This window comes from Bacillus cereus group sp. RP29 (assembly GCF_040459765.1).
In the GTDB taxonomy this organism is placed as follows: Bacteria; Bacillota; Bacilli; order Bacillales; family Bacillaceae_G; genus Bacillus_A; species Bacillus_A paranthracis.
Genome location: NZ_JARVHN010000001.1, coordinates 5,140,834 through 5,167,206 on the forward strand (window position 1 = coordinate 5,140,834; position 26,373 = coordinate 5,167,206).

Below are 26,373 nucleotides of genomic sequence, written 5' to 3' on the forward strand. Positions count from 1 at the left end.
TTTTTATTTTATGCTTCTTTAACTACAGAGCTTCTTCTTCCCTTTACCATTCCTTTTATAGCTAAAGTCATCACTGCCACTGATTGTGTAACCAATACAATAACTAATAACGAAATAATATTTCTCTCTAAATTAACTCCTCCAAATATTATTGTATAATAGCCATTCGCTGCATATGTTGCAGGAAATAATCCGCCGATTGTTTGATATGTTTTAGAAAGCATCTCATGTGGGACAATTACACCGGAACTTACAAGTTGTAACGATAGTGAGATAATATTAAAAATCATACCTGCGTTTCCAAACACAGTTAGAAACATTTGTGTTAATGAAAGAAATGCGAAGAAGACTATTGCTTGAAACACCCATATACTCCATACCGTTTCGTGCATCTCAATTTGGAAGCCTTTCATCAAACCAATTGTAATACATGCAAGTAAAATCGATACTGTACCGTTTATAATTTGTCTTGATAAGAAATTACTCCAACTGCCCTTTACTTCTTTTGCAACTTTTGATAATTCCATACTCATTATCATTGCTCCTACAAATGAAGCTAATACGATCATTAGCGGTACCATATTCACTGAAAATCCTTTTGCATCATTTACTTTATGAACTGTAAAACCAATTGAATCTTCAGTTAACCCTTTTATCACTTCTACATTCTCATGTCCTACAGCTTGTAGCTTTCCGACAATCGCTTGTTTCTTATAACTTGCTACCTCTTTATTTACATTATCTCGAATTTGTTTTGCAGCTCCTTCCATCATTTGCTTTGCCATCATGGCATTCGCTTGATTAATGTGGAAGTTTAAATTTGATTTTCCTGTTTCATTTATATCTTTTGAAAAAGAAGCAGGAATTTCAATAATCATATCGTACACATGGTCATTCATTTCTTTGTTTGCTTTTTCCACAGAATGTTCTGCCTTCACTTGAAATGGTAAATTTCTCTGTAAGCCTTCTGCTATTTTACTCCCTATATTTGCATCCTCATTCACAATAGCGATACGCATTTGATCTGCTCGTTCATTCACTCCATCATATGCCGTTAACCACACGCAAAAGAAAATAAGTTGAAATGATAGCGCTACGATCATTCCTACGTACGTACCTGGTCTTTTCAAAAACTGTTTTAATGTATCCATCTTCCCGCTCTCCCACTCAGCAAGTAAGTACATGCTTGCATTTTATTTTAAATAAATACTAGGGTCTTAATGCCCTAGCATATAAAACAATATTATTTTCAATAAATTTCTCATCATCAACTTCTGTCAGGCGATCGGCAAAACGTAATTTAGATAAGAAATATCCAAAATTAATCCAGATAAAGTTCATTACTTGCGCTTCAATATTTGTATCAATAATGTTTCCTTTTTCCTGCATTTTTGCAAAATAGATACTTAATTCTTCTTTTAGTCCTTGTGGTATTTTAGCAATTTCCCCGTCTAATTCAGGAAATTCTCCAGCCTCACGTATACCAATAGCAATAATATCTTTTACCCCATCTAAAAAATTATGATAATGCCTTGCTAAGTTCTTTAAATCCGTTTCTAATTCCCACACAATTTCTGTTTGTAAAAACTGCTTTAAATGCGGTACATATGAAAATTCAGCAACCGCAGCTTCAATAACACCCTTCTTACTTTTAAAATTGCGGAATATCGTTACTTCATTAACACCAGCACGCATTGCAATTTCTTTCGTTGTCGCTGCTGTATATCCTTTTTCTTTCACTAATTCAATCGCTGCTTGAATAATTCTTTCTGCTGTCTTTGAACGCGCCATAAAACCCTCTCTTCCTTATGCAAGTGATCACTTACATTTAGATTATATAACTTTTCCAATAATTGTCAATAATCCTTTCTCCCTTCTTTTTGCACGGAACCAAAACTCATCATAAATATAAACACAAACATCAAATATGTTCTCCACGTCAAAGAAGGTATATGCCCTGACCAAAGATAGCTAACTAAATAATTAATTCCCATAATACAAGACGATATTACTAAACTAATACTTATTAGTTTTACATATTTGAGCATATCTTTTCTCCTTGTTTTTTATTTTTCTAATTCTTCAAATTGTAGATTCACTGGTTCTTCTAAAAGTGTTTCATAAAAGTTCTCTGCCAAATCTGTTGTAGGAATTTTTTCATCTACTTCATCAAATCGAATACTATCTAGCCACACACAACCTTCTCCTGATAATAAAACACCAAATGCAATACCAAGCGCTCCTTCTTTTATATCTAATACAACCGAGTACGATTGCCAATTATTCGTATTTTTAATGGGACGATTTTGCATATTATCCATAGCAAGCGGTTCTGTCTCTTTTCCATCTACTCGCATCCACAATCCTGCCCAATCTCTTACATTTTCACTCTTAACAAATGCTGTAAAACGTAATCTCTTCCCTACATATTTATCTGCTCGGAACATTTGCATTAATGTTGAAAATCCTCCGTGCGTAACATTCTCTTTTGCTTTTATGTATGCAGATACTTTCCCTTGATGGACAACTTCATAATCTAAACCCATCTCATATTCAGCAGGATGACTTCCACTTAAGATCCATCCTTTCGGTATACCTTTTTGCATTGAAACACCCTCTCTTTCTATATAAAATGACTGGAAGTACTTTCGATATTTCTTTGGTGGCAATTGAAACATTCTTTTAAAAGCTCTCGTAAATGCCTCTTGTGAGGAAAAACCATATTGCATTGCAATATCAATAACTGCTCTTTCAGTCGATACTAAAGTCTGCGCAGCATGAGTTAACCTTCTCTTTCGAATATAATCCGTTACACTCATCCCAACATATCTTTGAAAGATACGATGAAAATGGTACATCGATACTGCACTGTGAGATGCCACTCTTTCTGTTGTAAGCTCCTCATGTAAGTGATTCTCTATATATTCAATTGATTTTTTTATTATCTCTTTATACTCTTCATGCATTTTAGTCCCTCCCTCACAACTTCAATTTACCATATACATACAAATCGTTTTTGATTTAAATTGCGGATTAGCCCTTATGACTACAGAATAATAATTTATTTTCAACACATACATAATTACATGTTTTTGGGAAAAACTTGTATAGAACGAATTTACATAAGGAGGAATTTATAATGAGAACTCTACTATCAGTTTTATTAGCTCTTATGCTAGTACCTGCATTAACAGGATGTAAAGCTCCTGCAAAAGAAGATACAACTTCTAATAAAAAGACGACTGAAGAAGCAAAAAACGAGGCTCCTGCAGATTTAAAACTAAACTTCAATGAATTCGATTTAAAGGCAGACTACCAAGATACAAAGAAAGACTACGAAGCAGACTATAAAAATGTAGCAGCTGATAAGAAAATGGAAGCAAAAATTGAAGATCATAAAGCAGATGTAAAATTAACAGGAGACGAGGCTATCACAAAATTAAGCCCACTTCTACAAGAATTAAAATTTGATAAAGATACTGCTGACCAAGAAGTAATCGATCAAGTAGTGAACGTGTTCAAACTTGATAAAGACTATCAAAAATTTGATTTAGAAGTTGTCTTCTCTGATGGAACGAAAAAAGAATATAAAAGAGAAATAAAATAAAGAAGTAGGCAGTTGCCTACTTCTTTATTTTTTAATTTTTGCGTATCTTAATTCTGGACTAGAACCAATAATGAATTGGACACCGGATACTGATGATTTTTGTAAATAGGAAGCACTTGGGAAAATAATTGGGATTAATGGTGAATCTGTAAACATAATATCTTCCGCTTTATGCAATAAGTCAAAACGCTTATCTTCATTTTGTTCAACTTCTGCTTCCTTCACTAAAGCGTCAAATTCTTTATTATGCCATTTTGCATAATTGTTTGGACCATCACCTGCATATAAATCTAGTTTAGTAATTGGATCTAATAAAGAGCCGCCCCATCCCATATAAGCTAATTGGAAATCACTTTGCTTGTATGTGTCGATGTAACTCTTCCACTCTTTATTTTCTAATTTAATATCTACGCCAAGATTTTTCTTAAACATTTCTTGCATTGCTTCTGCTACTTTTTTATGTTGTGTATCTGTAGTGAATTTTAATGTTACTTCAGGTAATGTAGACCAGCCTTGTTCTTTCATGCCTTCTTCTAATAACTTTTTCGCTTCTGCTGGATCAAATTTAACGTAATCACCTTTTTCTTTACGGAAATCACGGCCACTTTGTGTTTTTGCTCCTTCTGGAACGAATGCATATGCTTCTTGCGCATTATTTTTATACAATTTTTCAACGATAAATTTACGATCAACCGCTAATGAAAATGCTTTACGTACCTTTGCATTTGTAAACGGCTCTTTTTCTACGTTAAACGAATAAATATAAGAAGAGAACCCTGCAACACGCTTATATTCTTTATTTCCTTTTTCTTTTTCGATCATCTCTTGTGGTAAACCACTTAGTAAATCTAATTCTTTGGATTTAAATAATTGATACGCTGTTTTAGAGTCTGGAATAATACGAAACTCAATTTCTTTTAATGTTACCTTTTTATCATAGAATTCTTTATTTTTTTGTACTGTAATAGCCTGGTTATGCTTCCACTCTTTTAACGTGAATGGCCCATTCGTAATTAACTCTTTTGGATCTGTTTTTAATTTATTATTATCATCAATCGACTTTTTAGCTAATGGAATAAATAGTGAGCTTGCTAGTTTTTGTTTAATAGAAGCAACTGGGTGTTCAAGGGTTACCTTTAATGTTTGAGGATCAACAACTTGAATACCAACTTGTCCTTCTTCACCTTTTCCAGTATTATACGCCTCTGCCCCTTTAATAAAATACATTTCTGTCGCATTCATAGAACCCGTTTTCGGATTTAATAATCGCTTCCATGCAAATTCAAAATCATTTGCTGTAATAGGAGAACCATCTGACCATTTAATATCTTTCTTCAAATGGATTGTATATTCAGTTCCATCAGCATTTACTTCTTCTTTCTCCGCTAATTCATTTTGATATTTCCCATTACTATCTTGCGTATATAAACTTGAAAACAACTGCCCAATTATATAACCTGACGTGCTATCTGTTGCAATAGCAGAATCAAGTGTATATGGATCACTACTAATATTCGTTACTAATCGATCGCCTTCTCCCTTACCAGCACTCGCCTTTTGCGTTTCTTTCTTACCGCAAGCAACAGAAGTAATTGCTAATACGGTCATAATGACAAACAGTAAAAACTTCTTCATCCTACATTCTCCTTTAACCTGAAATTTTTGGTGTAGATGCTAATAATGTTTTTGTATAAGAATGTTGTGGATTACGGAATACTTCGTCCGTATTTCCAAATTCAACAAGTTCTCCTTTGTATAAGACAGCTACTTTTTCACATAAATAGTGAACCATCGGTAAATCGTGCGCGATAAATAAATATGTATAACCTTGTTCTTTTTGGATTTTTTGCAGCAGATGTACAATTTGAATTTGCAATGAAACATCTAATGCCGAAATTGGTTCATCAAGAATCAATACTTCCGGCTCACACAATAACGCTCTTGCAATAGCAATTCGTTGACGTTGTCCTCCGCTAAATTCGTGCGGATAGCGATCAATATATCGTCTATCTAACCCCACACGCTCTAGCGCATCACCTGCTACTTTATCCTTTAATCCTTTATCACCTAAACCAAATGAAATATAGCCTTCCGTTACGCTATCGCGTACTTTCCAGCGCGGATTTAATGCAGCTGTGGAATCTTGAAAAATAAACTGTACTTTCTGTAAGAAATCACGTTTATGAGCTGCCTTCAACTTGTGAACGACTTGACCGTTATAATCAATTTCACCAGACGTTGGGCTCTCAATCCCAGCTATGAGCTTACCAAGTGTTGTTTTTCCTGAACCACTTTCTCCAATAATGCCAAGCGTTGTTCCTTTCGGGATCGCAAGTGATATGTCTTTTAACGCTGCGATTTCTTTATTTTTACTTCCATACGTTTTCGTTACTTGCTTTACAGTAATTAAATCTGTCGTCATGAGGCATTCACCTTCTCTTTTGATTTCGCTTTATTATGCTCCAGAACATGTTGCCAGCAATGTGAACTATGCTCCCCAGAATATGTTGTTCTCTCTGGGAAACGATGAATACATTCTTTTATCGCTACTGGACAACGATTTACAAAAGGACAACCAAAGCTATTTAACGTCTCAATGGAAGGTGTCGTCCCTTCTATTGCACGTAATACTTTTTCGGAATCGTCCATATTGGGAATTGCTTGTAATAAGCTTTTTGTGTATGGATGTTTAGGAGAACCTATCACTTCCTCTATCGTTCCTTTTTCAACAACACGTCCTCCATACATCACAACTACTCGATCCGCTACTTCACGTACAAGTGCTAAATCGTGCGTAATTAGTAAAATACTCGTATTTTGCTTTTCCTTTCTTTCCTTTAATAACTTCATAATTTGCTTTTGAATTGTTACATCTAATGCTGTCGTAGGTTCATCCGCAATAACGAGTTTTGGGTGGCAGGCAAATGCGATCGCTAAACAAATACGTTGCCTCATGCCTCCGCTTAATTGATGTGGGTACTGTTCATAGCGTTTCTCTGCTTCATGTATTCCTAAATCATTTAATAAGTTAATTGCAATTTCTTTTGCCTCTTTTTTCGATTTCTTTTCGTGCTGCAAAATCACCTCTGTAATTTGCCTTCCCACCTTCATCGTCGGATTTAAAGATGAAAGTGGATCTTGAAAGATAAAAGAAATATCTTTCCCACGAATTTGATTCCATTCTGATTCTTGTAGATTCGTTAATGCCTTTGATTCAAAAGATATATTTCCATCATCAATTTGAATTGATTCTTGATTTAAGCCGATAATAGATTGTGCTGTAACACTTTTCCCTGAGCCACTTTCTCCTACAAGTGCAACTATTTCACCTTTGCTAACAGAAAAGGAAACATGCTTCACAATTGCTTGTTTACTATTCTCTTTTTCAACGGCTAACGTTACGTTTTCTAAAGATAAGAGCTGTCCCATGTTTTTTCTCCTTTCGATTCTGTTTTACGATTTTTGGATCAATTGCATCTTGTAAACCATCACCAATCGCATTAAATGCGAACATAATGAGCGCAATCATGATTGCTGGGAAGAATAGCTGCCACCATTCCCCGCTTAGTAATGTCCCAAGTGCATCATTCGTCATCGTCCCCCAGCTTGCTGCCGGTGATTGCACTCCTAGTCCGATAAAGCTTAAAAATGATTCTGAGAAAATAGCTGCTGGAATTGTAAATGATAAATTTACGATAATAATGCCTGTTAAATTCGGAATTAAGTGCCCGTATATAATTTTCATATGTGATGTACCTAATCGCTCCGCTGCAATAACAAACTCTCTTTGTTTTAAAGATAAGACTTGCGCCCTAACGAGACGTGCCATACCAATCCATCCTGTTAATGCAAGGGCGATGATAATGGTAAAAAGACCTGGTTTCATAACAATTAATAGTAAAATAACAATTAATAAATACGGGATACCGTATAATACTTCGATTCCTCGTATAATCCACTCATCAATTAATGTCCCAAGGCGATTGCGCCCTCTCACATATCCACTAAATCCTCCAATTAGCACACCAAGTCCTATATCAAGAGCAGCTGCCACTAATCCAACTGTTAATGAAATTTTCCCGCCAGCCCAAGTACGTGCCCATATATCTCTTCCCAAATCATCTGTTCCGAACCAATGCTCACTACTAGGTGGTAAGTTTGTCGCCTCTTTTACTTGTTCACTCGCAGTAAATTGCGTTAAACTTTCACCAACAAGTGAAAAAACAATAATGAGTAATAACGTCACTGATCCTAAAACTGCGATTGGATTCGATACAAACTTACGAAACACTTCTTTCTTTCGGCTAATCTTTTGCTGATCTTTATTTATTGTTAATTCTTTTTTCTCTTCATTTGTTAATAACTGGTCATTAATTTCATAAGCCCCCATCTAAACATCTCCCTCCTTACGTAATAGAACGAATACGTGGATCAACAATACGATGAATAATATCTGTAATAAAAATACATACAATTAAAAGTGCACTATAAAAAATGGTTGTTCCCATAATCACTGGATAATCTCGATTAAAAATACTATCTACAAAATATTTTCCGAGACCAGGAATTGAAAAAATCTTTTCAATAACGAAAGTACCTGTTAAAAGTCCCGCCATTAACGGTCCAACAAATGTAAGTACCGGAACAATTGCATTTCGAAGAGCATGTCTTATAATAATTTTCTTAATCGGTATACCTTTCGCTCTCGCTAACTTAATATAATCACTCTGCAAAACTTCAATCATATTAGAGCGAACAAATCTTGTAATCACTGCGATTGGTCCTAACGCTAATGCAAAGGATGGCAATACCGTATGTTCAAATGTACCCCAAGAGGCTACTGGTAAGAGCTCGAATTGAATAGCGAATACTTGTATAAATAGTGGTGCTAAAATAAAGCTCGGAATAGAAATACCGAGGATGGCAAGTAAACTTACACCGTAATCAATTACCTTCCCATGATAGAGAGCCGCAAATGTACCTGCAGCAATTCCGACTAGCAATGAAATAATAAGTGCTTGTAAACCAATAATTGCTGATGGACCAAAACCAGTTGTTATAATTTCTGATACACCTTGCCCGGTTGATTGAACAGATTCACCAAAATCAAAATGAACTACGCCGTCTAAATAAGCAACATATTGATTCCATAACGGTTCATCAAGGTGATACTTCGCTCTCATGTTTTGGATCACTTCTTCAGGAAAGATTTTTGCATCTGATGAAAATGGATCCCCCGGAATAATATGCATAATTAGAAATGTCACCGTCGTAATAACCCATAGCGTGAACACCATAACTGATAATTTTTTAATTACATACACTTCATTAACCCCCTAAACACATATATTTACTTAGTTTTATGAACGTACTTTTTCCATTACTCCCTTTTCTCTTTTTAGAATACAAAAAGCCTTGATCTTAAAAAATAAGATCAAGGCTTAATAAACAAAGGCCTATCACTTATCTTTCAAGACTTGCTTGCTGGAATTAGCACGGTGTTCCTATTACAGAACCCGCTGCTGAGGTGTCATAGGGCCAGTCCCTCTACCTCTCTGGATAAGTAAATTGCTATTTTATTATTTGGTTCAAATTGTATATTTCGAATTATAATTCTGAAAAAATGAAAAGTCAATCAAATTGGATATATTTAGAAAAATCAGTTTTTAATAGTGTGTTTATCTAAATTACAGTTTTTCGCCTATAATAAAAAAAAACGATATGAAAGGAGTTATATGATGGATCCCTTACTTCTAGCAACTATAGGATTACCATTAACAATCGTTATACTTGTTATCATTGGATTTTATAAACTTTTCATTAAAAAGAAAAGCATTACCTCTTTTTACACCCCCTTTGATAATATTACCGGGCAAACTATTTCCGAATTTCACGAAGAACAGAAGGTATTAGTATCCGAGGATGAAGACGGCGATCGTAAGAAGAAAAAATAACCTTGCACAGGCAAGGTTATTTTTTCGTTTCTGCTTGAAAACGTTTATAGTATGTCGATGCTGTTGCAAAATTAATTTCTATATCACGAATCAACGATGAATCTTCTTCTTTAGCTAACTTCTGTAATTTTTTCATTGCTTGTTCCGATTCATTCAAGAAACCGACATATACCTCATGTTCTTGCTCTTTCGACTTCGGAACACGAATTTCTTTTCGTATATGACCAATATCTTCTAACATGCTTGTTGTTACCTTTTGCACATCTTCTTTATATGTAGCAGTCGTTATTTCCTTACCGCCCTTTTCTTTTGCCACTTCAAATAACTGCAGTGCGTTATTAATTTCTTTATTCATTTTCAAATCGTATTTTTCATGTACTGCACGGTATTCTTTCATTTCTTCTGTTTGTTCTGTAGATTGCTCTACCTTTTCTTTCGGTTCTTTCGTATCCTTATTTCCATTACATCCTGCTAGAAGGATCATACTTCCCATTACAGCAATACCCAAAACCTTCTTCATCTCTTCTTCTCCTTTTATCTACAGCTACTACTCATTATAGTTTCTTTTATCTCCACTTGTTATTATACCGAGAACATCCTACTTTTTACACTTAAGACGACATCGTAATATATATACCAACATGTTTGTCACAGTATCGTCACTTTATACAAATAACTTTTGCACTGCTTTACTACAGCACCTTATAAAACTATATGAGGTATTTCAAAGAAATGAAAAAAAGAACTGATTCAAATATTCCCTTTGAATCAGTTCTTTTTTGTTAAGCCTCTAAATTTTGTCTTGCTTGCAGTTCAAACTGCTTTTCACTTCTTCTAGCCATAAATAAATAGCATAGTACCGCACCAATTTCACAAAGAGCTATTACAACACCCATCGGTAATGCGGTATTACTTCCACCAATACCTACTAGCGGTGCAACAAGCGCTCCTGAAATGAACTGTAATAAGCCTAATAAAGCTGATGCTGTTCCTGCAGCTTGTTTTTGATTTCTCATCGCTAATGAGAACCCAGTTGTTGAGACAACCCCAACACTTGATACGACAAGGAATAACGAGCATAAAACACCAATTAACCCTATTCCTAATAAGATTGTTAGTAGTAAAGATAAACCACCAACAGCTGCAATAACAATACCAGAGACAAATAATGTCTTCTCATTCACTTTCCCTGCTAAACGACCCGTAACCTGACTCGCAATAATAATACCGATACCGTTGATTGCAAAGAATAAACTAAATTGCTGTGGTGATGCTCCGTATATGTTCTGCAACACAAATGGTGATCCCGAAATGTATGCAAACATTGCCGCCGTTACTAATCCTTGTGACAATGCATATCCCATAAACAAACGGTCCTTTAACAATTTTCCGTACGTCGCTAACGTCCCTGACAAACCGCCTGTTTCTCTTTCTTCAGGAGGTAATGTTTCACGCAATACGAAAGTAGCTGATATTAACATGAATACACTTATTGCTCCGAGAACGATAAAGACACCGCGCCACGTTGTAAACTGTAATAATTGTCCCCCAATAATCGGTGCCAAAATAGGTGCTGCTCCGTTTACTAACATAAGCAGTGAGAAGAATTTCGTCATTTCAGAACCTGAATACATGTCACGTACCATTGCACGTGATATAACAATACCGGCTGACCCTGAAACTCCTTGTAGAAAGCGTAATAACACTAAAGTCCAAATAGATGGCGCAACAGCACAAAGTAAAGAAGAAGCAACATAAATAATAAGAGCAATAATAAGAGGTTTGCGTCTTCCGTAAATATCACTAATTGAGCCAACAAATAATTGTCCTACTGAAAGCCCAAGCAAACAAGCTGTTAATGTAAGCTGTGCTAGAGATGCACCTGTTTGCAAGTCATCCGTTAATTTCGGTAACGAAGGCAAATACATATCAATAGATAATGGTCCAATCGCCGTAAGTGTTCCTAATACAAGAATCATCCATAACCTGTTCATCTTTACAGGCTTATATATTTCCTGATTAACTTCATTCACTTTTTTCGTTCACCCTTTCCTATACATACTAAATCGTAACAATTATAGTTACAACATAAACATACGTCAAGTATAGCGCATTTTCCTGTTTAATTTTGTAAAAAAAGCGATAGAATCTCTATCGCTTTACTTGTTCAAATTACTATTTGTAAATTTAGATACGGAAGACATCGCCTCTCCTGTATCTAAATATGTGATTTGAATTGGATCTCCCACTTCTGTAAACATAGCATATGGGAACTTTTTCGCAGGTATCATAAACACTTTTTGTTCGTTCTCCAACAGTACATAAACAATTGTATTTTCACCTGATTTTTCTTTATATACACGTTGTACAACGCCTTCTTTTTGCGCCTCTTTTCCATTTGAAGTCGGTCTAAATGAATCTCCGCTTCCACTCAGCGCATTTTTATAATTCTCAAGCGCTTCTTTTTGCGTCGAACCTGTTGCAAATATTTTCGCATTAGAAGCATAGATAACCGTATGGGCACGCACTAACCCTCCATCATCAATAACAGGTACAATCCAAGAAGGTTTACCGTACACGTTATAAATAACCGGCATCGTTCCATGCCATTTCTCTCTCTTAAAGGAATTATCCACGACTTCCGAAGCAGCCGAACCATCCATAATTCCCTTTACTTCTTTTCCGTTATAGTAATACAACTTACCTGTACGCGCATCGATAAGTGAATAACCTAGTGCAGAATCTACTCCCTCTTTCGGAGAGGTGAAATCAGTAAAGTAATATAACGTTCCATCCTTACCGAAGATTGGTGTAACTCCTTCTTTCGTTCCCCACTCAGTCGGAATCTTCATGTCCGTTTGCGAGAATTTTGTATTCCAAAATCCGTGAATGTACTTACCGAAATACGTATTTAATGTAGATGCGGTCTCGTGATTTAATACACCATCAACAAATTTAGGTGCCTTTCCTTTATCGTATCTTTTCACTTCACCTGTTTGTGCGTCTACTACTACAACGCCCTCTACCTCAAATCCAGATCTTCCTGAAATAAATTCACCGTACGTCATTGTATAATACGGTTTCCCTTTATCATCCACTTCAAATTTAGGTTTTCCTTTAAAGATTAAATTTGGTTCTGCTTTCCTTACCACACGCTCTAAATTATTTCCGAAAAACATGCTTGGCACGTATTTCATTTTATAACCAAGGTGCAGCTTTGCTTCTGCATCAGGATTCGTACCTGACATCGTGACGTACCCTGGAATTGTCTCAGCTTTACGTGCTTTAAAAAATCCTGAAACTTCAATCGGTGCTACATATAAAGCCTCGCCATTTACCATTTGTGGCGTTAATTCTCCTAGCTCAAAATAAGCTACTTTCGGAATATCCCCAAATACTTTTTTCATCTTATTCTCCGCTGTCTTTGGCGGCACTGTAAATGGCTGATCATTTTCAGTAAATGGCTCTGAAATATCTTTCTCTACCTTTACAACAGAATCATATTTCTTTTGCGAGATTACTATATCGTGCAAATAACCAAAGTAGCCGTAACTTGCAAGTAAAACAAACATTAGAAATCCTTTTAACGTGCCTTCTAATTTACCTATTTGATCTTGGGAAAATAAAACAAGCCCAATTAAAATCGCTACTGCAACAGAATAATGAGTAAGAATTGAATCTGCTCGATCATCAATTAGCCAAAAATATTCATAGATTGCAATACCTATCCAAAATAAAACTGGAATAACTAAAATAGATGATTTCTTACCCTTTACAACCTTCTCATCCCCTTTCTTATCCACTGCTCGAAGTTTACTACCGCTTCTTCTTGTCCATGGAATCAAAAACAAAGTGAGAATAGCTAAAATTAAAAATTTCATCAAAGGCAATGTCCCCTTTTCTTTTGTCTTCCCCTTTAGTATAACAAATAAAGGTTATTCAGGTAAAAATGGGAATTGTTATATTTTTTTACTACTTAGTACAACTCCGCTCACTACATATAAGATAGATGCAATATAAAAAATCGTGCCGATCGTAAAGAAATCTACTAAATATCCTGTTGCAATAATTGCTACTGCTCCTCCAATCGATGTCCACACATGATATTTTCCAATCTCATAACCAGCATTTTCTTGTACAACTTTTCGTGCTAACGAAGTCTTCTCCGTATTACGCTGCACAGCCCCTAAAATACCCATTAAAATTTGAAGAATGTATACATGCCATACTTCTGTTGCAATAGGAAAACAAAGCATTAATATTGCCATAGACCAGGCGTATATAATTAGTAACTTTCTATCACCTACTCTATCAGATATTCTTCCAACTAACGGATATACTAGAGCTGAAGTTAAGGCAAATAAGCCATATGCCCAGCCAAACTGTGAGAAGCTATTTCCAACATTCCGAAGCAATAGAATGTAAAAAGGAAATACCATACTTCCTGCCATCATAATGATGCTTTGTGAAGCTACAAATCTTCTATATGTCATTTCGTATACTCCCTATAAAATAAATTCACAAATCTCTCTTTTGGATCCGCTTCTTTTTTCTTCTGAAGAAATTCTTCTATACGAGGATATGCTCTCTTTAACTGCTCTTTCGTTGGATAAGAATAATACGGTAAATAATAACTACCGTTATGCTTTAACGTAACATCAATCATCTTCTGAATAACATCCTCTGTTTTCTTTATCTCATTTTCAGAACGCCCTTGATTAATTAAAAGAACCAGTGCAAACATATCACCTTTCGCATAGGATAAAACTGCATTTTCATTCTTTTCCACGTAACGAATCGTAATATTGAGCAAATTAAACTCTTCTTCATTTAATACGTTACGTAAATTATCTATGTATTCCGTGAAAGAATCTATAGGCACAAAATATTCTTGTAACACCTCTGTCCTATTCGGATTTTCATATTCCATAAAGGCACTATCTGACCTCATAACATTATTTCGCGTCTCATACTTTCCATCTGTACGTTCGAAATAACTTCTTTGTATATCCCAAAACGTATTCTTTCCCCAATCACTATAGCGTGATAATCCAAGTAAAAATTTCGGCGCTGCTATAATAGTTTCTTCTTTTAGTTCACTATACTCTTCCCTCATATTTTGATTTTGTGCCAATGTATAATCTGTCACATACATTTCTCTTAAGAATGAATTTGGAGCAACAGAAATACGAGCTAAGTGCATACGAACATTAGCATCTTTTTTCACTTTTTCTTTGAAATAAGACGTGTATTCTTTATAATCTAGCATTTTCGTATGCGTTTCATATAATTCATCATTTGTTAACTTTAAAGTCACATCTAAAATGACACCAAATAACCCATAACCGCCAATGACGTAAGGAAATAAATCCGCATTCTCTTCTCTACTTACATTACGTACAGTGCCATCTGCCATTAGTAATCGAAATGATTCGACTGTATCAATCAATGCCTCATGACGAATATCACGACCATGTACATTTACACTTAATGAACCACCAACCGTAAAAATATTTTGAGATTGCATCACCTGAACAGCAAGACCATATGGATTTATTTTCTTCTGAATATCATTCCACGTGACACCACTTTGAACTGTAATGCGCTTCTTCTCTGGATCAAATTCTAATATTTTATTATACCCTTTCATATCAAGCATCGTACCATGTGGATAATACGTCTGCCCGCCCTGACTATGTTGCATACCAGCAATAGAAATCTTCTCTCCAGAAACATTCGCATCTTGCACTAATTTTATTAACGATTGCTCATCAGTAGCACTTTCAACACGTTTTATTTTTGTCGGAAGCAATTTACCTACATCACTCATAATAGGATGATCGAGTTGTTTTTTATATGTATGTACAGACGTTGCAAGCAACACTGTATATGCTACAATGACCACCGCTATCTTTCCTTTTTTCAAATGACACTCTCCTCTTCTACATCTTTTCCTCTTTATATTGTACCTATTTTCCTATGAAGAAAGAATACAAAAAAGAGGGACCTTATTTTAGGTCCCTCCTTATCAAAACTGTTACTTTGCTGCTGGCAATTGTATTGGGTCAAACTTTTCATACGACGTATATTTTGCGTTCGTAATAATGTGTGCTTTATCCTTGCCATTACTACTCATAATCATGTCTATCTTTGCTGATTCATATTTAAAATCTTTTGTAATGATATATTCTGCATCCACTTCTTCTATCTTCGCATTTTGTGCTTGTAACATTTTCTTCTGCGTTTCATCCATGCTAGTTAACATACTTTCTGTTTCTTGCCCTTTTAATGTAAATTTCAGTTTATATTTATCTCCGCTTTTCTCCAGCTTCATTTTATCTAAAACTACTTCCGGTACTTCTAATTTATCTATAATATCTTGAGTCGCTTTCATTCCACCAGCGTTTAATTGCTCCTCTGGTACGGTTATAACTTCTCCTGTATTAGGGTTTTTTACCTCACCAGCAACTTTACCATCCACAGTATACACTACAACATCTGTACCGGAAATATTCATTTCAGAACGAGAATTCTTTGTCTTTGGCTCTAATTGCATCTTAGCCTTTAATATATCCATCTCTGTTCCCTCAGCTTTTACCCCTACACCATATGTCATCGTTACATGTTCTTCATTTTTAAAAGCTTCATTCGTTTTCTTGAAAACATCTTTCGCCGTTAATTCCTTTTCTTTTTGAACGGATTCTTTTTTCGGCTCATCCGTCTTTGCTGTTTTCTCATTACTACATCCTACCCCTAGACTGATTGCAAGCACTAAACTTGAAATAAAAATAATTTTTTTCATAATTCCGCCCCCCTTTCCCAAAATAATATCATCTCTTTTCCTATGAAATCTATATAAATTTCAATCTATATTCGCTATATAGCGACATGTTTAATGAAGAGTTTAAATATGATGTAAATAACGACAACTCATTTCAGGAGGTCATTATGAAGGCGATCATTTGCACACAGTATGGACCACCTAACGTTCTTCAGCTTCAAAATATAGAGAAACCTATACCTAAAAAGAACGAAGTATTAGTCAAGATTCACGCAACGAGTGTAACGACTGGAGATTGTAGAATACGTGGATTTAATAGCCCTCTCTTATTTTGGATTCCTATGCGAATCATATTAGGTTTTAGAAAACCGAGAAAGCCTATACTCGGTGTAGAGTTATCCGGCGAAATCGAAGAAATAGGAACAGATGTAACTCAATTTAAAAAAGGAGATCAAATTTTTGCATTAACAGAGCTTAATGTCGGTGGTTATGCAGAATATACATGTGTACATGAAAGTGGATTAGTAGCATTAAAACCTACCAATGTAACGTATGAGGAAGCAGCAGTTATTCCCTTTGGCGCAACTTCGGCACTACACTTCCTAAGAAAGGCCCGTATAAAAAGGGGGCAACAAGTACTAATATATGGCGCATCTGGATCAGTAGGAACAGCTGCCGTACAACTTGCTAAATATTTCGGCGCAACCGTTACAGCTGTTTGTAGTCATTCAAATTTTGAACTCGTGCAATCTTTAGGGGCCGACAAAGTAATCGATTATACGAAAGAAGATTTTACTAAGCAGGGGGAATACTATGATGTTATATTTGATGCAGTTGGAAAATATAAAAAATCCCTTTGTAAACAAGTATTAACACCTAATGGAATATATGTATCTGTTAATGGAATGATGGCAAAGGTAAGTAAAGAAGATATGTTTCTACTAAAAAAACTAACTGAAACAGAAAATTTAAAGCCTGTTATTGATAGAACTTACCGATTAGAAGAAATTGCTGAAGCTCATATATATGTAGAAAAAGGGCATAAAAAGGGGAACGTTTCGATTACCTTAAAATAAAATATATTCAGAAAATAACGTTGACAATTCTTTTTGTAAGATTTACTATTAGTACCATATTAAAAAAACTACATACACATACTCTTATCAAGAGTGGCGGAGGGACTGGCCCGATGATGCCCGGCAACCGAGCTTATAACGTATAAGCTAAGGTGCTAATTCCTGCAAAACGAGTTCTCGTTTTGGAAGATAAGAGAGGAATCTATTTTGTCTATTCGGCACCTCTCTTATTTTTGAGAGGTGCTTTTTATTTTGGAACGTATATTTAAGGGGGAATTATAGATGAAGAAAGTATTATTAAGCATTGTAAGTGGGGCTGTATTATTATTAAGCGCATGTAGCGGGAGTTCAGATAAAGAAGTAAAAGCGTTAGATGAGAAAAAGATTACTGTCGGTGTAACAGGAGGGCCACATGAACAAATTTTTGAAAAGGTAAAAGAAGTAGCAGCGAAAGACGGTCTCGAAATTGATATAAAAGTATTTAATGATTATGTAGCACCGAACGTATCCCTCGATGAAAAAAGCCTTGATGTAAATAGCTATCAAACAAAATCATATTTAGACGTATTTAAAGCTGAACGTAATATGAAATTAACTGAAGTATTTTCAACAGTAACATTCCCTATGGGCGTATATTCAAAAAGCTTAAAGGATGTAAAAGAATTAAAAGAGGGCGATGCAATTGCTGTACCAAATGATCCAACGAATGAACTTCGAGCTTTAAAACTATTTGAAAAAGCAGGGGTTTTAAAAGTGGATCCAAAAGCGACAGAAAAAGCGACTGCAAAAGATGTAATTGAAAATCCAAAAAATTTAAAGATCGTTGAATTAGAGGCATCTCAATTACCAACACAACTAAGTGAAGTGAAAGCAGCTGCCATTAATACAAACTTTGCATTAGGTGCAAAATTAAGCCCTGCGAAAGATTCTATCTTCCGCGAAGGAAAAGATTCACCATATGTAAACTGGGTCGTTGTTCGTACTGAAAATAAAGATGATGCTGTTGTAAATAAATTAAAGAAAGCTTATCAATCTAAAGAAGTAAAAGAATTTATCGATAAAAAATTTGATGGTTCTGTTTTACCGTCTTGGTAGGAGCTGACGATAATGATTGAATTAAAAAATGTATCCAAAGTATTTACAACAAAAAAGGGGAATGTGGAAGCTCTTAAGTCTACTTCCCTCCAAGTAAAAAAGGGCGAAGTATTTGGAATCATTGGATATAGCGGCGCTGGCAAAAGTACATTAATTCGCTGTGTAAATTTATTAGAAAAACCAACAACAGGAAATATTATTGTAAACGAGCAAGATTTAACAACACTGTCTACAAAAGAACTAGCAAAAGCGAGACAAAAAATCGGGATGATTTTTCAAGGGTTCAATTTACTTAAAACCGTTACCGTCTATGAAAATATCGCACTACCTTTACGCCTTGCTGGCATTCCAAAAGTAGAAATTGAAAAAAGGGTAGAAAAGTATTTACGTATTGTCGATCTCTTTAATCGAAAAGACGCCTATCCAAGTGAACTTTCTGGTGGCCAGAAACAACGTGTAGCCATCGCGCGTGCACTATCACATGAACCGGAAGTGTTATTAAGTGATGAAGCAACGAGCGCTTTAGATCCAGAAACAACTGATTCTATTCTTGACCTATTATTAAAGATTAATGAGGGAATCGGGATTACAATTTTATTAATTACACATGAAATGAATGTCATCCAGCGTATATGCGACCGAGTTGCTGTTATGGAACATGGAGCAGTAGTTGAAAGCGGGACTGTGAAAGATATTTTTACAAACCCACAACATGTAACAACGAAGAAATTTGTAAATAGCGCATTTGCAGCGAAAATTCCAGAAGAGGTACAAAAAGAACTTCAAACTACTGGTGAAATTGTAACTCTTTCTTTTATAGGAAATTCTTCAGGAGAACCAGCATTAGCTGTCGCTACAAAACGATTCCAAGTATATCCGAATATTTTATCCGGTAATATTACTCAATTAAAACATGAAGCATACGGGAAACTTATCATCCATATGCAAGGGGAACAAAATGAAATCAACCGTGCTTTATCATTTTTACAAGAACAGGGAATCATCGTAGAAGGAGGTAGAACAGACCATGGAAAACAAGTCCTTTTTGGATGAATGGGGTAAAGTTATATGGGAGGCGACCATACAAACTTTTCAAATGACATCTATTTCATTACTCATCTCGATCCTTATTGCACTGCCACTTGGTGTCACACTTGTTTTAACGAGACCTGGTGGACAGCGAGAAAACAAAATCATTTATCCAATTCTTAATACAATTATTAATATCATTCGCTCTCTTCCATTTATCATCCTATTATTCTTCATTCTACCTTTTACAAAATTTCTAATGGGAACATCCATTGGTGTACAAGGTGTTATCGTACCGCTTGTCGTCTTCACTGCTCCCTATATCGCAAGATTGATGGAGGCCGCATTATTAGAAGTCGATCGTGGTGTGATTGAAGCTTACCAAGCGATGGGCGTTTCTACTATAAAAATTATTTGGCACGTCATGGTGAAAGAAGCTCGTCCCTCCCTTGTACTTGGATTAACAATTGCAACGATTGGCTTAATCGGCGCAACAGCAATGGCTGGTCTTGTAGGCGCTGGTGGGCTAGGGGATTTAGCATATCGATTCGGACATTTACGCTATGAACCTGAAGTAATGTATGCAACTGTCTTTATTTTAATTATCCTCGTTCAAGGATTACAGTCTTTAGGGAATGGTATTGCGCGAAGATTGAAGAAAGATTAAAAAAGAAGGTATCTCACCAGGGTGAGATACCTTCTTTTTACCTTTTGAATCCACCTTCTGAATGAATAACTTGTCCAGTAATCCATTCCGCTTCTTCACTTACTAAAAACTTAATAAGTCTTGCTGCATCCTTTGGTTCACCAATTCTACCAAATGGAAACATCGGTTTTAATCCTCGCTTTATCTCTTCAGTCATCCAGCCTGTATCAGTTGGACCTGGGTTAATTGCATTCACTGTTATTCCTAAATGAGCTACCTCGGCTGACAACGAACTAGTAAGAGCATCAATAGCCCCCTTCGTTGTTGCATACGCTAGTTCTCCAACCATAGGCCCTTGAAATTGTCCCGAAGTCATATTCACAATTCTACCACCAGATTTCTTATCAAACCCTCGGGCAAATTGACTACTTAATAATGTAGTCGCACGAATATTGACCATGTAGTGCTTATCTAATTCTTCAGCAGTCAAATTAGAGAAATCATTATTCGTAGAATACGCTGCATTATTAATTAATATATGAGGGTAGCCTAGTTGTTCAGTAACTTTATTTATAAGCTCTTTCGGTGCATCATTCTGAGTTAAATCTAACTCCATACTCGATACTTTCACACCGTTTTTTAGTAACTCTTCTTGTAATTGTATTTGTTCACTTTGATCAACGCCCCAAGGCATCTCTTTATCATACTCTGTCCAATACGTAAAAAATATATCGTATCCTGCTTCAGCTAATTCTTTACAAATTGCTGCGCCTATACCATCTAAACGACTTACACCTGTAACAACTGCTACTTTATGTTTTAATTGATTCATCATATACTCCTCCAATTTTAAAGGACGCATATTTTATATAAGAGATATGAATTTCCCCACATACGTATCTATCCTTACAAAGGGGATGCACAAGCCAAATATGCAGTCCTTGCATGATTTACAGATAGCTAAATACCCCCTCACTTATGAGAGAAAAATTCATCTATCTAATTTCGAATCATTACAAGTTCATCCACATATTGAGTCCTTGTCTCCTTTCCATATATCTCTAAATTTCATTTTAACATTAAAGATTTAATATTTCAAAAAACGAAATAATTACTCCTATTCATGAAGTATCATGTACTATAAACCGTAGTTAATAACAAATTTGCATTTAAGTGTATACATTTACTATTACCTATTCGTTGTATAAGTGTAGGGAGGAAAAATGATGGGAAAAGAAAATATATTAACCTCCTATCTTATCAATTTAGGAGAGGAAGTGTTCAAACTATTATTAGCGAAAGGGGCTATAAAAGAAGATGCGGAAGACATCATCCAAAATACCTTCTATAAAGTATACACATTGCTAGATAGCTTAACCGAGGATAACATACGTCCATGGTTTTTCAGAGTCGCATTAAATGAATACATTGACTTAAAGAGAAAAAAAGAGCAACAGAACATCTATTTAACTGAAGAGATTTATTCAAAATTACAATATACAGACCGGGAATTGGATACTGTTTTAAATAAAGATGAGATTTTCTATCTATTAAAATATATAAAACTTGAATACAAAGAAGCCTTCTTTTTAAAGTATTATTATGATTTTACATATGAAGAAATCGCACTAATACTAGATATTCGAGTAAACAGCGTCAAACAAAAGTTACATCGCGCACGTAAAACAATTCATTCTACAGTAGGAGGAAAACCTTAATGGATACTTCTTTAAAAGATGCATTAAAAAAAGCTAAAAGGAAACAGTTACTTAAAATCATCATTACTTCTATTATCGTTGTCATCATACTTATCCCTATCATTTATAAAGTGGGTAATTACTTCGCAGCGAAAGGCTCTATGAGGCTTCACGAACAACTCTTTTTATATAATTCAATTGCAGAACCGAATGTACAAATTGATTCTCAAGTAACGAGTAGCTCCTCTATGTTTGGCGGCAATATTACATCAAATCGTTCTAAAAATATTAATGGTTACGTAGTGAAATGGAATACACTGACAAGCCCTTACGATTGGTTTCGCTCTAACATCGATTACAATGAGGTAATACCAGCAACTCATTGGGGGAGGTCTAATACAGAGTCTTATAATTACGATAAACAAACGAAAAATAAAGTTGCCACATTTTATAATCCAGCTATCAAGGAATATTACGATGGAGTCAAAAATGAATTAAGTGCAGTTTCCAAAATGGAAAACTATGTTGCGGAAGTCGCTATCTCTTTCGATCAACCTTATACATTAAAAGAAATTCAAACAAAAATACCAGACAACTTAAATATCGTATGGCTATATATGGTCTCACCTATTAGAGATGAAAGCGGAGGTCCTGCCGGTATGCCAGTTTATGGATTTGAGCCAGGAACCCCTCTCGAAGAATCGTACAAAGGGTTCTTTGATTCCCTTAAACAATATAATGATAGGTATGACAAGGACATTCAAAAGTTTTTAAAATCAAATGAAAACAAACCATTTGATCAAGTGAAGATTTTAGGTGTTATGCTAACAGGAAAAACGGAAAACTTTAAGGCATTAGAAAACCAAAACTTTATTCGTGGTGCTTCTGTAGGGGTTACTGCACAAATTGTTCCTTATATAAAACCAGAGAAATAATAAGGAACGCCCAGATGAACTTAAAGAACACACATAAACCTGTTTACTACGGGAGCTATCCGCTACAATAGATAGCTCCCATCTCTCATTTATTGCTTAATTTTCAAAAATAAACTTCATAATATTTTAGGTGCAATTTTATAAATAAAAAATCATATATTTGTTCACATTATATCCATTGTGAATTTTTTCACAATGGATATATAATAAACTTGTAAATACAATATTGGAGGGATTTCAATGGTTATCAATTTTTTAAGAACTGATAAACGTGCTGCTTTCATATTATTATTTTTACGACTTTACATAGGATATACATGGCTCGCTGCTGGAATCGGCAAAGTCTTTGGACAATCTTTTGATGCAAGTGGTTTTCTAAAGGGCGCTATTGCTCAAGCATCAGGTGACCACCCTGCCGTACAAAGTTGGTGGGCAGATTTCCTTCAACACTTTGTTCTTCCAAATGCAGACCTATTTAGCTTTTTAGTTCAATGGGGAGAAATTTTAGTAGGTCTAGGTTTAATTTTAGGCGGATTAACAAAAACAGCTGCATTTTTCGGAATCATAATGAATCTTGCATTTTTATTAAGCGGAACTGTTAGTGTAAACCCAAACCTGCTTATTTTAACTATGTTCATTTTAGTTGCAGGACAGAATGCTGGACGCATTGGATTAGATGGCTATGTTTTCCCAAAACTTTTCCGTAAAAACAACCACGGAACATATAAATTAAGTAAAACTGCGTAGTAACGGTTTACTCTTAAAATATAAATAAGAAAAAGAGCCTGCGTATAGGCTCTTTTTTATTTACTCCAAATTTAAACTCTTAACGAGCCACGAAAACCTCTGGCAGCATAATAAGAGTCTGCTCCATTGTGGTACACGAAAACATGTCCGAAGCGATAATCGCAAAATAACGCACCACCGAGTTCTCTAATATCTGAAGGTGTTTGTACCCAGCTTGATGATTTCATATCAAAATCTCCAAGTTGTTGTAACTCTCGATATTGTTCTTCAGTTAATAGTTCAATACCCATAGCGGCTGCCACATCAATAGCGTTATTTTCTGGTTTATGCTTCTTTCTTGATTCTAACGCTTCAAGATCATAACAAAGGCTTCTACGACCTTTAGGACTCTCCTTTGAACAATCATAGAAAGTATACTCGTCCTTCTCTTTGTCATATCCAACAACATCCGGCTCACCGCCTGTTACTTCCATTTCATTAAGTGACCATAATTTTTCAGCATTAGCTTCTATCTTCGCTTCAACTTTAGCCCATTCAAGACCTTCATGGCGGGTCATGTTTTTCTCAAAACGAGCTTGTAATACTTTTATTAGTTCTTCACGTTGTTCTACAGATAACTCATTTTTATTCGCTGTCATATTCGTCCTCCGAATTACGTTTCTTTATACTCACTTAAATCTCTTCAATAATAGTTTAGTTTACAACAAATTATATAATTTGTTGAATCTCTTTTTCAACAATCTGACCCGATTACCCAACGGAAAATCCCTGCGCGGATATCTATTATATAGTTCTAAAATCTTTCATACTTTCCCCAAGTATATAGTGTGAAAACCACATCAAGTTCTGCTTCATAATAGCTACATGAATTCCTGGCTGATCAGAACTATATGCCATTTCTTTAAATATAATTAGTTCTGTATCAACTTCCATATCTCTTAATCCTTCATATAACTCATATGCATTTGTAACTGGAATTCTTGCATCCTTTTCGCCATGTTGGATTAAGGTAGGTGTACAAGCTAATTTAATATACGTCATTGGTGATGTTTTCGTATATATATCTGGATCATTCCATGGAGTATTTCCTAAATGCATCCTAATGAAGTAAGGGATATCTGTATTTACGTAATGAGTACTCCAGTTCGTAATTCCGCCCCCAACTGAAATTGCCTTAAATCTGCTACTAAATGTAGCACAGAAAGCTGATATATATCCTCCGTTACTCCATCCCATAACTCCTACTCTATCTTTATCTACAATCCCTTTTTCAACTAGTTCATCCACTCCAGATATAACATCATCGTAATCAGCAAGTCCTTGTTTTCTGTAGTTCGCTTTTAAAAATTCATTGCCATAACCAGAACTTCCTCTATAGTTTGGCTCTAAAACGATAAAGCCTTTTTCAACAAACTGTTCAATCGGATATTTCTCATTGAAGCAGTCTGAAAATATCGGAAAAGATGCCCAAGCCGGACCTCCGTGAATTACTACTAATAAAGGATATTTTTTATTTGAGTCAAACTCTACTGGTCTTGATAAAACACCCTCTATTTTAAGACCATCACTACTTTGCCATGAGATGATTTCCCTGTTGCTTTTAAGCTTCCCTTCGAAAAAGCTATTTTCATTCGTTATTTTTTTATCGTCCAAATAGATTTCAAAGGTCTCATTTGTTATAGCTTTACTATAGGTTATATGATTTCCATCCTTTGTTATAGAAGCATCCATTATAAAACCATCTACGTTGTCACTTAATACTTCCATAGTGCCATCTTCAGCTAGTAATCCAATACGATAATTCGTTTTATCCTGCCATCTAATTAAAATCCCTTTAGCTGTCCACTGTAATGGCATAACCGTACTATCAAAGTTTGTTAAGGGCTGAAGTACCTCTCCAGTATTCATATCATATATCTCTAATGTACTCTCTTGTATATGGCTTCTATAATACTCCTTCTCTCTTATGCTTGCTGAGTAACATATTTTGTTGCCCTCAGGAGAAAAGCAAACGCTCCCGCCCAACAACCTATCTACATTCATCTTTTGTAGTTCCTCAGCTTCAACATCTAATATGTATAGATCACCATTCATATAATCGTTTAGGCTTGGTGTAGCCATACATACAACTTTTTTCCCATCATTTGAAATATCAAAGTCATGGATATAAAAATCCTTACCATCAGTTAATTGATAAACACCGTTAATCTCTCGTTCCTCTTTATCATTTTGTATCACTTTTTCTATTTCAACGTAGCATAAACAATTATTTTGATGTTCCTTACCTACATGTTGAAAATCTCCATATAGCTCCTTACGTTTCTTTATTTCCTCACATTCTTTTGACTGTGTAATATAATAAAAACCTTTACCGGTAGGATTCCATTTGAATATACTGATCCCTTCTTCCTCATCAGTAATTTGCACCCCACTATAACCATCTAATGACTTAACGAAGATTTGATTTTTCCCATTACCACCAGGGCTAAGGTATGCAATATCCCTAGAATTTGGAGACCATAACGGGCATGTACTATCTATATCCCCATTTGTTAATGGATAACTTTTCCCTTTACCTTTTTCATATATCCATACATAATTTCTATATGTATTGTCTTTCCAATTAGCTGTCCTCTTAACAAATGCTACATTTTTGCCATCATCACTTATGTTTGCACTTGATAAGGCCGGTAATGAAATAATCTCTTCTATACTTAAATATGTTTTTTCACTCACTTTCATCCATATGCCCCCTTGCAATGTCCATAAATCTCTCTTCCCTTTTTGTCATAATAAAGTAAATTGT

27 protein-coding genes and 2 riboswitches are annotated in these 26,373 nt (G+C 35.2%); of the genes, 9 read left to right on the forward strand and 18 right to left on the reverse strand.

Annotated elements, in window-relative coordinates; translation table 11 throughout:
* Window positions 1-8: 8 nt before the first annotated feature.
* From QCI47_RS27090 to QCI47_RS27105, 4 genes are all read right to left on the reverse strand, one after another.
* The gene (locus QCI47_RS27090) at window positions 9-1,151 is read right to left on the reverse strand and encodes a YhgE/Pip domain-containing protein (RefSeq protein WP_144533689.1); all 1,143 of its coding nucleotides are present in this window, start codon (window positions 1,149-1,151) and stop codon (window positions 9-11) included.
* 58 nt (window positions 1,152-1,209) lie between these two features.
* Window positions 1,210-1,791 (reverse strand): TetR/AcrR family transcriptional regulator, encoded by a 582-nt coding sequence (locus QCI47_RS27095; protein ID WP_000124370.1) that lies wholly within the window; start codon window positions 1,789-1,791, stop codon window positions 1,210-1,212.
* Between the two features lie 65 nt (window positions 1,792-1,856).
* Complete coding sequence (locus QCI47_RS27100) at window positions 1,857-2,048, reverse strand: hypothetical protein (RefSeq protein WP_000922549.1); 192 nt, start codon at window positions 2,046-2,048, stop codon at window positions 1,857-1,859.
* Window positions 2,049-2,066: 18 nt separating this feature from the next.
* Window positions 2,067-2,966 (reverse strand): helix-turn-helix transcriptional regulator, encoded by a 900-nt coding sequence (locus QCI47_RS27105; RefSeq protein ID WP_046199329.1) that lies wholly within the window; start codon window positions 2,964-2,966, stop codon window positions 2,067-2,069.
* A gap of 173 nt (window positions 2,967-3,139) precedes the next feature.
* On the opposite strand from QCI47_RS27105, the gene QCI47_RS27110 reads away from it, so the two are divergent.
* Window positions 3,140-3,607: a YusW family protein gene (locus QCI47_RS27110; protein ID WP_001259643.1), complete on the forward strand. Its 468-nt coding sequence runs from the start codon at window positions 3,140-3,142 to the stop codon at window positions 3,605-3,607.
* Window positions 3,608-3,631: 24 nt separating this feature from the next.
* Here QCI47_RS27110 and QCI47_RS27115 read toward each other — a convergent pair whose 3' ends face one another.
* The 5 genes from QCI47_RS27115 to QCI47_RS27135 are packed head-to-tail and all read right to left on the reverse strand — an operon-like array spanning window position 3,632 to window position 8,931.
* Entirely contained in the window at window positions 3,632-5,242 is a 1,611-nt protein-coding gene (locus QCI47_RS27115; RefSeq protein WP_046199328.1) for a peptide ABC transporter substrate-binding protein, read from the reverse strand.
* 13 nt (window positions 5,243-5,255) lie between these two features.
* Window positions 5,256-6,029, reverse strand: coding sequence for an ABC transporter ATP-binding protein (locus tag QCI47_RS27120; RefSeq protein ID WP_000205663.1), 774 nt, complete (start codon window positions 6,027-6,029; stop codon window positions 5,256-5,258).
* Window positions 6,026-7,036, reverse strand: coding sequence for an ABC transporter ATP-binding protein (locus QCI47_RS27125; protein ID WP_076868596.1), 1,011 nt, complete (start codon window positions 7,034-7,036; stop codon window positions 6,026-6,028). Before QCI47_RS27125 ends, QCI47_RS27120 begins: the two co-directional genes overlap by 4 nt.
* On the reverse strand, window positions 6,993-7,997 hold the full coding sequence (locus QCI47_RS27130; protein ID WP_000501526.1) for an ABC transporter permease: 1,005 nt from the start codon (window positions 7,995-7,997) through the stop codon (window positions 6,993-6,995). The genes QCI47_RS27125 and QCI47_RS27130 overlap by 44 nt, the downstream gene beginning before the upstream one ends.
* Window positions 7,998-8,013: 16 nt before the next feature.
* Window positions 8,014-8,931 (reverse strand): ABC transporter permease, encoded by a 918-nt coding sequence (locus tag QCI47_RS27135; RefSeq protein WP_000289310.1) that lies wholly within the window; start codon window positions 8,929-8,931, stop codon window positions 8,014-8,016.
* A gap of 136 nt (window positions 8,932-9,067) precedes the next feature.
* Window positions 9,068-9,173, reverse strand: a riboswitch (SAM riboswitch).
* A gap of 172 nt (window positions 9,174-9,345) precedes the next feature.
* On the opposite strand from QCI47_RS27135, the gene QCI47_RS27140 reads away from it, so the two are divergent.
* On the forward strand, window positions 9,346-9,561 hold the full coding sequence (locus QCI47_RS27140) for a DUF3951 domain-containing protein (RefSeq protein ID WP_000371392.1): 216 nt from the start codon (window positions 9,346-9,348) through the stop codon (window positions 9,559-9,561).
* Between the two features lie 16 nt (window positions 9,562-9,577).
* Here the strand turns inward: QCI47_RS27140 and QCI47_RS27145 are convergent, their stop codons facing one another.
* The 6 genes from QCI47_RS27145 to QCI47_RS27170 all read right to left on the reverse strand — a co-directional run bounded on the left by QCI47_RS27145 (window position 9,578) and on the right by QCI47_RS27170 (window position 16,363).
* Entirely contained in the window at window positions 9,578-10,081 is a 504-nt protein-coding gene (locus QCI47_RS27145; protein WP_309423320.1) for a hypothetical protein, read from the reverse strand.
* Window positions 10,082-10,343: 262 nt separating this feature from the next.
* Window positions 10,344-11,555, reverse strand: a complete 1,212-nt coding sequence (locus QCI47_RS27150; RefSeq protein WP_353812018.1) for a multidrug effflux MFS transporter — start codon at window positions 11,553-11,555, stop codon at window positions 10,344-10,346.
* A gap of 165 nt (window positions 11,556-11,720) precedes the next feature.
* Window positions 11,721-13,442 (reverse strand): DUF3981 domain-containing protein, encoded by a 1,722-nt coding sequence (locus QCI47_RS27155; RefSeq protein WP_098671505.1) that lies wholly within the window; start codon window positions 13,440-13,442, stop codon window positions 11,721-11,723.
* Between the two features lie 78 nt (window positions 13,443-13,520).
* The gene (locus QCI47_RS27160; RefSeq protein WP_000222369.1) at window positions 13,521-14,054 is read right to left on the reverse strand and encodes an MFS transporter; all 534 of its coding nucleotides are present in this window, start codon (window positions 14,052-14,054) and stop codon (window positions 13,521-13,523) included.
* On the reverse strand, window positions 14,051-15,487 hold the full coding sequence (locus QCI47_RS27165) for an FAD-binding protein (RefSeq protein ID WP_353811993.1): 1,437 nt from the start codon (window positions 15,485-15,487) through the stop codon (window positions 14,051-14,053). Before QCI47_RS27165 ends, QCI47_RS27160 begins: the two co-directional genes overlap by 4 nt.
* 111 nt (window positions 15,488-15,598) lie before the next feature.
* Window positions 15,599-16,363 carry a DUF6612 family protein gene (locus tag QCI47_RS27170; RefSeq protein ID WP_000720045.1) on the reverse strand — a complete coding sequence of 255 codons (765 nt, stop codon included), beginning with the start codon at window positions 16,361-16,363 and terminating at the stop codon, window positions 15,599-15,601.
* A 146-nt stretch (window positions 16,364-16,509) separates the two neighbouring features.
* On the opposite strand from QCI47_RS27170, the gene QCI47_RS27175 reads away from it, so the two are divergent.
* The 4 genes from QCI47_RS27175 (at window position 16,510) to QCI47_RS27190 (ending at window position 20,209) form a co-directional block, all read left to right on the forward strand.
* Window positions 16,510-17,418: an NAD(P)-dependent alcohol dehydrogenase gene (locus QCI47_RS27175; RefSeq protein WP_000643888.1), complete on the forward strand. Its 909-nt coding sequence runs from the start codon at window positions 16,510-16,512 to the stop codon at window positions 17,416-17,418.
* Window positions 17,419-17,499: 81 nt separating this feature from the next.
* Window positions 17,500-17,614: riboswitch (SAM riboswitch) on the forward strand.
* An 86-nt stretch (window positions 17,615-17,700) separates the two neighbouring features.
* Window positions 17,701-18,513, forward strand: coding sequence for a MetQ/NlpA family ABC transporter substrate-binding protein (locus QCI47_RS27180; protein ID WP_000757003.1), 813 nt, complete (start codon window positions 17,701-17,703; stop codon window positions 18,511-18,513).
* A gap of 12 nt (window positions 18,514-18,525) precedes the next feature.
* Window positions 18,526-19,566 carry a methionine ABC transporter ATP-binding protein gene (locus tag QCI47_RS27185; protein ID WP_098671504.1) on the forward strand — a complete coding sequence of 347 codons (1,041 nt, stop codon included), beginning with the start codon at window positions 18,526-18,528 and terminating at the stop codon, window positions 19,564-19,566.
* The gene (locus QCI47_RS27190; protein ID WP_353811994.1) at window positions 19,541-20,209 is read left to right on the forward strand and encodes a methionine ABC transporter permease; all 669 of its coding nucleotides are present in this window, start codon (window positions 19,541-19,543) and stop codon (window positions 20,207-20,209) included. Before QCI47_RS27185 ends, QCI47_RS27190 begins: the two co-directional genes overlap by 26 nt.
* Before the next feature lie 37 nt (window positions 20,210-20,246).
* Here QCI47_RS27190 and QCI47_RS27195 read toward each other — a convergent pair whose 3' ends face one another.
* Window positions 20,247-21,023, reverse strand: coding sequence for an SDR family oxidoreductase (locus QCI47_RS27195; protein ID WP_002170348.1), 777 nt, complete (start codon window positions 21,021-21,023; stop codon window positions 20,247-20,249).
* Between the two features lie 391 nt (window positions 21,024-21,414).
* Here QCI47_RS27195 and QCI47_RS27200 point away from each other — a divergent pair, with 391 nt between their 5' ends.
* From QCI47_RS27200 to QCI47_RS27210, 3 genes are all read left to right on the forward strand, one after another.
* Window positions 21,415-21,906, forward strand: a complete 492-nt coding sequence (locus QCI47_RS27200; RefSeq protein WP_309423326.1) for an RNA polymerase sigma factor — start codon at window positions 21,415-21,417, stop codon at window positions 21,904-21,906.
* Complete coding sequence (locus QCI47_RS27205) at window positions 21,906-22,820, forward strand: sigma factor regulator N-terminal domain-containing protein (RefSeq protein ID WP_071741929.1); 915 nt, start codon at window positions 21,906-21,908, stop codon at window positions 22,818-22,820. Before QCI47_RS27200 ends, QCI47_RS27205 begins: the two co-directional genes overlap by 1 nt.
* Window positions 22,821-23,060: 240 nt before the next feature.
* The gene (locus tag QCI47_RS27210) at window positions 23,061-23,567 is read left to right on the forward strand and encodes a DoxX family membrane protein (RefSeq protein WP_061130846.1); all 507 of its coding nucleotides are present in this window, start codon (window positions 23,061-23,063) and stop codon (window positions 23,565-23,567) included.
* 71 nt (window positions 23,568-23,638) lie between these two features.
* On the opposite strand, the gene QCI47_RS27215 is transcribed toward QCI47_RS27210, so the two are convergent.
* Together QCI47_RS27215 and QCI47_RS27220 are read right to left on the reverse strand one after the other, a co-directional pair.
* Window positions 23,639-24,205, reverse strand: a complete 567-nt coding sequence (locus QCI47_RS27215; RefSeq protein WP_309423329.1) for a DUF4256 domain-containing protein — start codon at window positions 24,203-24,205, stop codon at window positions 23,639-23,641.
* Between the two features lie 145 nt (window positions 24,206-24,350).
* Window positions 24,351-26,309 (reverse strand): S9 family peptidase, encoded by a 1,959-nt coding sequence (locus QCI47_RS27220; protein WP_309423331.1) that lies wholly within the window; start codon window positions 26,307-26,309, stop codon window positions 24,351-24,353.
* Between the last annotated feature and the right edge of the window lie 64 nt (window positions 26,310-26,373).

What these genes read in the sequence shown, in the direction of transcription:
- QCI47_RS27215 (WP_309423329.1), bottom strand. Translation starts at nt 24,205, where the DNA reads ATGACAGCGAATAAAAATGAGTTATCTGTAGAACAACGTGAAGAACTA.
- QCI47_RS27160 (WP_000222369.1), bottom strand. Translation starts at nt 14,054, where the DNA reads ATGACATATAGAAGATTTGTAGCTTCACAAAGCATCATTATGATGGCA.
- QCI47_RS27100 (WP_000922549.1), bottom strand. Translation starts at nt 2,048, where the DNA reads ATGCTCAAATATGTAAAACTAATAAGTATTAGTTTAGTAATATCGTCT.
- QCI47_RS27130 (WP_000501526.1), bottom strand. Translation starts at nt 7,997, where the DNA reads ATGGGGGCTTATGAAATTAATGACCAGTTATTAACAAATGAAGAGAAA.
- QCI47_RS27120 (WP_000205663.1), bottom strand. Translation starts at nt 6,029, where the DNA reads ATGACGACAGATTTAATTACTGTAAAGCAAGTAACGAAAACGTATGGA.
- QCI47_RS27150 (WP_353812018.1), bottom strand. Translation starts at nt 11,555, where the DNA reads ATGAACAGGTTATGGATGATTCTTGTATTAGGAACACTTACGGCGATT.
- QCI47_RS27095 (WP_000124370.1), bottom strand. Translation starts at nt 1,791, where the DNA reads ATGGCGCGTTCAAAGACAGCAGAAAGAATTATTCAAGCAGCGATTGAA.
- QCI47_RS27190 (WP_353811994.1), top strand. Translation starts at nt 19,541, where the DNA reads ATGGAAAACAAGTCCTTTTTGGATGAATGGGGTAAAGTTATATGGGAG.
- QCI47_RS27105 (WP_046199329.1), bottom strand. Translation starts at nt 2,966, where the DNA reads ATGCATGAAGAGTATAAAGAGATAATAAAAAAATCAATTGAATATATA.
- QCI47_RS27115 (WP_046199328.1), bottom strand. Translation starts at nt 5,242, where the DNA reads ATGAAGAAGTTTTTACTGTTTGTCATTATGACCGTATTAGCAATTACT.
- QCI47_RS27205 (WP_071741929.1), top strand. Translation starts at nt 21,906, where the DNA reads ATGGATACTTCTTTAAAAGATGCATTAAAAAAAGCTAAAAGGAAACAG.
- QCI47_RS27145 (WP_309423320.1), bottom strand. Translation starts at nt 10,081, where the DNA reads ATGAAGAAGGTTTTGGGTATTGCTGTAATGGGAAGTATGATCCTTCTA.
- QCI47_RS27195 (WP_002170348.1), bottom strand. Translation starts at nt 21,023, where the DNA reads ATGATGAATCAATTAAAACATAAAGTAGCAGTTGTTACAGGTGTAAGT.
- QCI47_RS27220 (WP_309423331.1), bottom strand. Translation starts at nt 26,309, where the DNA reads ATGAAAGTGAGTGAAAAAACATATTTAAGTATAGAAGAGATTATTTCA.
- QCI47_RS27155 (WP_098671505.1), bottom strand. Translation starts at nt 13,442, where the DNA reads ATGAAATTTTTAATTTTAGCTATTCTCACTTTGTTTTTGATTCCATGG.
- QCI47_RS27125 (WP_076868596.1), bottom strand. Translation starts at nt 7,036, where the DNA reads ATGGGACAGCTCTTATCTTTAGAAAACGTAACGTTAGCCGTTGAAAAA.
- QCI47_RS27185 (WP_098671504.1), top strand. Translation starts at nt 18,526, where the DNA reads ATGATTGAATTAAAAAATGTATCCAAAGTATTTACAACAAAAAAGGGG.
- QCI47_RS27175 (WP_000643888.1), top strand. Translation starts at nt 16,510, where the DNA reads ATGAAGGCGATCATTTGCACACAGTATGGACCACCTAACGTTCTTCAG.
- QCI47_RS27180 (WP_000757003.1), top strand. Translation starts at nt 17,701, where the DNA reads ATGAAGAAAGTATTATTAAGCATTGTAAGTGGGGCTGTATTATTATTA.
- QCI47_RS27200 (WP_309423326.1), top strand. Translation starts at nt 21,415, where the DNA reads ATGGGAAAAGAAAATATATTAACCTCCTATCTTATCAATTTAGGAGAG.
- QCI47_RS27110 (WP_001259643.1), top strand. Translation starts at nt 3,140, where the DNA reads ATGAGAACTCTACTATCAGTTTTATTAGCTCTTATGCTAGTACCTGCA.
- QCI47_RS27140 (WP_000371392.1), top strand. Translation starts at nt 9,346, where the DNA reads ATGGATCCCTTACTTCTAGCAACTATAGGATTACCATTAACAATCGTT.
- QCI47_RS27170 (WP_000720045.1), bottom strand. Translation starts at nt 16,363, where the DNA reads ATGAAAAAAATTATTTTTATTTCAAGTTTAGTGCTTGCAATCAGTCTA.
- QCI47_RS27210 (WP_061130846.1), top strand. Translation starts at nt 23,061, where the DNA reads ATGGTTATCAATTTTTTAAGAACTGATAAACGTGCTGCTTTCATATTA.
- QCI47_RS27090 (WP_144533689.1), bottom strand. Translation starts at nt 1,151, where the DNA reads ATGGATACATTAAAACAGTTTTTGAAAAGACCAGGTACGTACGTAGGA.